General features: G+C 38.0%; 6 protein-coding genes. 3 read left to right on the forward strand and 3 right to left on the reverse strand.

The features are described 5' to 3' along the window. The first annotated feature begins 497 nt into the window (after positions 1 to 497). From J8M01_RS23475 to J8M01_RS23485, 3 genes are all read left to right on the forward strand, one after another. Positions 498 to 1667 carry a MerR family transcriptional regulator gene (locus J8M01_RS23475; protein WP_211059555.1) on the forward strand — a complete coding sequence of 390 codons (1170 nt, stop codon included), beginning with the start codon at positions 498 to 500 and terminating at the stop codon, positions 1665 to 1667. A 76-nt stretch (positions 1668 to 1743) separates the two neighbouring features. Continuing rightward, positions 1744 to 2610, forward strand: coding sequence for an alpha/beta hydrolase (locus J8M01_RS23480; RefSeq protein WP_211059556.1), 867 nt, complete (start codon positions 1744 to 1746; stop codon positions 2608 to 2610). Positions 2611 to 2775: 165 nt separating this feature from the next. Continuing rightward, complete coding sequence (locus J8M01_RS23485) at positions 2776 to 3090, forward strand: hypothetical protein (RefSeq protein WP_211059557.1); 315 nt, start codon at positions 2776 to 2778, stop codon at positions 3088 to 3090. Between the two features lie 302 nt (positions 3091 to 3392). Here the strand turns inward: J8M01_RS23485 and J8M01_RS23490 are convergent, their stop codons facing one another. The 3 genes from J8M01_RS23490 to J8M01_RS23500 form a co-directional block, all read right to left on the reverse strand. Next, entirely contained in the window at positions 3393 to 4703 is a 1311-nt protein-coding gene (locus J8M01_RS23490; RefSeq protein WP_211059558.1) for an isochorismatase family protein, read from the reverse strand. A gap of 331 nt (positions 4704 to 5034) precedes the next feature. After that, positions 5035 to 5598 carry a hypothetical protein gene (locus J8M01_RS23495; protein WP_211059559.1) on the reverse strand — a complete coding sequence of 188 codons (564 nt, stop codon included), beginning with the start codon at positions 5596 to 5598 and terminating at the stop codon, positions 5035 to 5037. A gap of 241 nt (positions 5599 to 5839) precedes the next feature. Then, positions 5840 to 6280: a thioesterase family protein gene (locus tag J8M01_RS23500; protein WP_211059560.1), complete on the reverse strand. Its 441-nt coding sequence runs from the start codon at positions 6278 to 6280 to the stop codon at positions 5840 to 5842. Positions 6281 to 6392: the final 112 nt, after the last annotated feature.

Raw genomic sequence — 6392 nt, forward strand, 5'->3', positions numbered from 1 at the left:
CATAAAATTATGCTTAATTAATTTGCGGGTAACTGTTGAGAGCCAAAAAGTCATAACACGAGTTGTTTATGGATCCTGACCTTCGTCAGGAAGACGCAGGTAACTGTTGAGAGCCAGAAAGTCATAACACGAGTTGTTTATGGATCCTGACCTTCGTCAGGAAGACGCAGGTAACTGTTGAGAGCCAGAAAGTCATGACACGAGTTGTTTATGGATCCTGACTTTCGTCAGGAGGACAGCAATGGTGCAGTGTTATTGAAGATAGTTCCTGATCTCTATCACATAAAAAATATTAAACTAGCCACAAGCCGGCATTACCTTTTTACCATTCGCTTTAAATTCTACAATTAGTTTGGATAGAAAACTCAAACATAAATAGCAACGATATAAATACCTCACCCAACATGTGCCATAAATATTCGAGATCTTATTGTTGACCTGTCTACTACTTTATAGTTTAGAGTTCTTAGCTATCAATAGGAAAAAGGGTCATCATTGTGTATAAAATTTCTGAACTTGCAGAGAAAGTTGGCTTATCAAGAACGGCACTACTTTACTATGAAAAGTTACAGCTTATCGCTGGACTGAGACTTGAAAATGGTTATCGAGTATACAACGAACGGGATCTACAACGCATCCATTTGATTCAACAGCTTCAATTAGGCGGCTTGACCCTGAAAGAGTGCAAAGTGTGTCTTGAATCGAAAATTGACAAAGCGCTTGTTAAGCAGCGCTTAAAAGAACTGGATGAGGAGATAAAGCAAAAGCAACAATCAAGAATTTTACTTGCAGCTATTGCCGGAGAGGGTGATCTAAAATCATGGCATGAGAGCTTAGATAAGCTCGCTCCAGATGCCCATCTAGATTGGTTAAGAACGCAAGGTTTTAGTGACAAAGAAGCTTTGCAATTGAAATGGTTATCAAAAGACATGAATGATCACGATATTTATATGCAAGATTTTATGAAAGTTTTTCAAACATTAGAACGTTGGGGACCAGGCAGTGAAGATGACACTAAACATGCGCTATCATTAATTCCAACCGCGCCCAGTAGCATCTTAGAAATTGGCTGTGGTAAAGGGTTAGCAACTAATGTATTGGCAAAGTGTAGCCAAGCACAAATTACTGCGATAGATAATGAGCAACTCGCGCTCGATCAACTAGCTAAAAGGTTTGAGGAAAAAGGGTTAGCAGCTCGGTTAGAAGTATGTTGTACAAATATGGCTGAACTACCTTACTCCAATGAGAGTTATGATCTTATTTGGTCTGAAGGTAGTGCTTATATCATAGGTATAGAGAAAGCACTCATGTTATGGAAGCCTATCCTTAAAAAGCAAGGCTATTTAATGATGAGTGATTTGGTATGGAAAACAAATTCACCAAGTGAACAGGCTATTGAATTTTGGCGTCATGAATACCCTGATATACAAACTGTTCAAACAAGAATTAAACAAATCGAAAAGACTGGTTATCAAGTTATAGCTAATTTCTCTCAAAGCAAAAGTGCATGGTTAAATTATTATAATCCTTTACGCGAACGCTTAAATGAACTTGAGTCTGAAATGGTTAACTCTACAGCATTTAAGAATATGAAAAATGAAGTCAGCATTTGTACGGAATTTGCTGATGAGTTTGGATATCACATGTTCATTTTAGCAAAGGTATAGCTACGTTAGGCCAAATCTAACTTAATGATTTTAAATTAAGCTATTTTTGGACCACAAGAAAAAAGTAAAGAAAAATATGAAACATTTAATTCTGATAATACTAATCGCTATGTCAATTAATAGCGTAAATGCTAGCGAGCAAAACCCGATGGTGAGGTTTGGAATCGCCATATCAAATGACAAAGAGCAAATTGCATATAGTGTTAATGGTCGTGGTAAAACATCACTTATATTTATTCACGGTTGGAGTTTAGATAGCAGGCTGTGGCGGAATCAAACTTTATACCTTTCAGAAAAATATCAAGTTATCGCTATAGATTTAGCGGGTCATGGTAACTCATCATACAACCGAGAAGATTACACCATGGTTTCTTTTGCTAATGATATTAAAGCTGTTATTAAGAAAGAGGGCATAAACTCGGCAATATTAATTGGACACTCTATGGGTGGGAGCGTAATCGCTGAAGCGGCAAAGTTAATGCCGAACAAAGTGGTTGGTATTATTGGTGTTGATACTTCACAAAATGTCGCATTAAAACTCACGCACGAAGAGCTTAACCTAATGGCTAACCCATTTGAAGATAACTTTCAAAATGCAATGAAAGCATTTGTAAAAGACGCATTTCCGAAAAATGTAGAAGAAGATATGCTTTATTGGGTGAGCGAAGATATGGCTTCTGCACCTAAAGAGATAGCCATTAATCAGTTTCGCAATTATTTAGGTCAATACATCAGTGGTGAATCGTATCGTGTGTATAAAGATATCAACGTACCTGTTGTACTCCTAAACGCTAAGTTATGGCCGACTTCCTCAGCAGAAAATAAAAAGCATATCAAAAATTACACGCTTTATTTCATAGAGGAAACGGGTCATTTTCCTATGTTAGAAAAACCTAATGAATTTAATAAGCTCCTATTAAAGGCTATCAAATCCGTAACGTAGCGACTCAAGAAATTGACACCTTTGTGAGTATTCGCGCCTGATGTGAATAGCCAATCATTTTTTATGCTCTACTTTCAATACCTAGGCATATCACATAAAGATGTTTATTAATTTGGTTTGAAAAATGCATAGTGATTTAAAATTCACTTCAGTATGCAAACCACCATGAATAACAGCGAAAATACAGTGTATGTGTTAAGCGGATACGCGCAATGTTCGACCACAAAAAACGACAAGTACACACTCGGTAATAAACATTCTATCGGCCTATTAACAACCGATGAAAATTATCAAGGTAACATCAAACAGCTTAAAACTTTTATTAAAGATTTAGGGTGGGAGTCCATTACGTTTTGCATGGTTGAAAAGGTCGACGATATAAACACCTTATCAAATGACGTTTTAATCTCTAGTTTTATTCGCGCCAAGGAAAACGGTCAATCTTTAGTGGTGAATGACCAACCTATCACGGTACATTAAACAGCATGAGCTTATAAAACAGACAGTAAGCCCGTTTGTTTTAAAAACTCAATCCGCGTAGTTTCGTACCAGCCAATGGGGCCAATGTTGCTGATAACCATACAACCTGCTGACTTTCTTCCACTTTCTCGAGGTGCTAGTAAAGCACGTATGCTAGCTAGTACTTCAACTTACTGAGATCAACAGCATCATTATTTAAGAAGGGACCAACGACGCTGATCCCTTTGATTCTGACTCTTTAATTTGCGGTGCAATTTTATTTCAGGATAAGATTCGCTAACCCTGAGTTAAACGTTAAAAACCTAACGTAAACGCGGGTATACCTCTGGGATCACGACTTCATTTAGCGCTATCATTTGATAGTAAGCCGCTATTTCCTCTTCAGTAAAATCCCCTAACTGTATTTCGACATACATCTCATAACCATGCGACTTTTGCGCGCTTGGCACCGCCCCCAATTGATAGATATAATCTAAATAGTGAATTGGGTCTACATCAGATCCCAATAATGCGTCTTCTAGAATGACTGGGGTAATATCTGCTTCAATTAACTTATAGACCGCATCATACAAACCTAACTGAGAAACCACGCCTGAGATAACTGCTTGCGTCTTGCCAGCAGCTTTAATATCTGCAATCACAGGATCAATCGTTTTATAGCTCACAACATTGGTATTTTTTCGATATTTAGATGTGTAAGCCTTCCCTTTTTTATTCACATGAAAACTCGGCATATAGCTAAATAAAAACTCTTGTTCTAACCCTAAAAATGTAAACCTAGGCGCTGTTGCTGGTTTATTATCATGCTCAGCCTTAGCCAAACTTGTGTCATCCATATTAAAATTGATCATCGCCATTTTATGGCGGTCGCCTTGATAAAGCTCATCTCGCGTGCCAACGGCATAGCGCGGGCTAAAAATCAATTTGTCTTTGGCTGCCATCGATTCAATAATTTCACTGGCCTTTGCCAACTTAACGCCTGCTTGCTGTAAACGTTTGAAAGTGGGTCGCTCATAAATTTCAGTAGAAAACGTCGCGTCACTCGCCAAATATACATCAAAGCCCATTTTCTTGAGCCCTAAAACGGTTTGCATAACGCATACATCGGTTTCTGCCCCCGCGACAATCACTCGAGAAACCCCAGCATCAGACCACGCCTTCATTGCTGCATGTATGTCAGCTTCTAATGTTGAATTAAATGTTTGCTTAAAGTAGCTTTGGGTATTTTCATCAAGTGCTTGCTCAATACGCGTTATGTAAGGCGTATAATCTAAACCCAAATCGGTTTCGAACGCTTCATAAGTAATGGTTGTTGGCATATTTAATTCATTGGCTTTTTGCGCCAATTGTGCAATACGATCAATGCTAGAATGCAATTGAGGATCGACATTTTGTGCGGGTATTTCATATTGCGGATAGAAGACCTTAACCCAAAAGTCGTCACTATCCATGACATATCCTTGCTGAGCATCAATAATGAGCAACCCCGTATTTTCCGCACTCAAATGAACCTGTTCACTCTTTTTCGTTTCTGACGCAAATTGTAACCTGTCATCAATGTTACACGCAGACAATCCAAACGCCAATGACAACACTAATAGAGACTTTTTCATAAATCACCTGTTTAATTATCCTTATTTCAAAGTAAATACATGACCAAACCCCAAACAATTAACGATAGTCAAACGTTTGGTTAACAAAGTCAAGCGAGGATAGTTCAAGCAGTTTTTGTCTGTAATTGACCATAAAAGAATGTAATTAAAAGAGGGTAATCAGGGGCAGGTCTTACCTCGTGCAATTGCCCTATGGGTCACTTGGCGTTCACGCTCCAAGACATAACAATAATACAGCGCCCATCCTTTGAACGATGGTGAAACACTAGACTTTATAGTCGTGGTCTTCTCTACCTGTATGGATAAAAAATCACTCACTTCGATTGCGTCCTTACCCCGTAACTGCAATTTTTTTTTGTTGTGTTTCGGTGGCTTTGATAATGTGCCAATTTTTTGAAAGCTTAATGTATATTTCTTTTCCCTTCGTATTAATAACAAGTTCATAGTAAACTTGAGTGGATGCAAACTTCCCTTCACCTTCCATAAATATGTGTAGCCTAGCCCTAACTCCTTTAATTTTAGATTCAAATTCAATGCGTCTTAAATTTAAATCTCGCCCATAAGCTAAATAAATGGGTTTTAGAGTGAAATTCTCAGAATCTATTTTACCGCTGTTTATTGCTATGTTAAATATTTCATTGCCTGTATAGGGGACTGTCCGACTTAAGTCTCCGAAAATACCTTTCGTGCCGTTTGCATATTCTGCATCTACTTGCTTGTCTAGTTCGGCATTTTGGATGATGGCTTGTAATGTACTTCGTTGTATGTCATTCAGGTTCAGCGTTTCTAAAGTATTTTTTTTAAAATATAAATTAAATTGAGGTTCTAAATCCTGTGCTTTAGACTGCGCACAAAGTGTACAGAGTAAAAGTAAGAGGAGTGAAATAGATTTCATACGAGTTATTTCCTTATAGTAAAATTAACCACCTTATAAATATTAACTTTAGTTTTCTAAATTGTAATTTTATAAAGCTTTGCTGTTTTAACTCTATTTTGGTTTCAACCTAATACTTACATATAAGGTGGATAATCAAGGGCAGGTCTTACCTCGTGCTATCGCCCGATGAGCCATTTGATGTTCACGCTCCAAGACATAACAATAATACAGCGCCCATCCAACTGAACTTTTAGCCCCGTCAGTTGCGATTGTTGTCCAACGTGTACTGCTTCAGTATGGTTAGCATATTGCTTGGAATGGCGGCTTTTTGCCCTGTGTTCATATTAAACATCACCACACTCGCATACCCGGTTGTGCATATTGCTTGCTGTAATTCACTAAACGCCTCGTAGCGCATAGTAAAGCGGTCTGCTTTGATGTCAGTAATATATGAACCAATATGCAGCGTATCAGGAAAAGTAACCGGCCGTTTGTATTGCGCGTAAGTATCACGCAGAACTGGGCTATGGCTGGGTTCTGACAATATAGACAGTAAGCCTGTTTGTTTTAAAAAATCAATTCGCGCGGTTTCAAAATAACGAAAATACGACACATTATTCACATGCCCTAACGCATCCATTTCTCCCCACACCACATTCACTTTTGTATTAATTGCAAACTTTTCGAAAAACTCGTGCATGACGCTGCCTCAAAATTATGATTATTTATTTTGAGAGTAACAACTCATCGTACCAGCAACAAGGGTAATGTGATCCCTAAATGAAAAAAGCATCAAAGGGGTCAGAGTGGAT

This window comes from Pseudoalteromonas sp. MMG005 (assembly GCF_018101015.1).
GTDB classification, from domain to species: Bacteria; Pseudomonadota; Gammaproteobacteria; order Enterobacterales; family Alteromonadaceae; genus Pseudoalteromonas; species Pseudoalteromonas aurantia.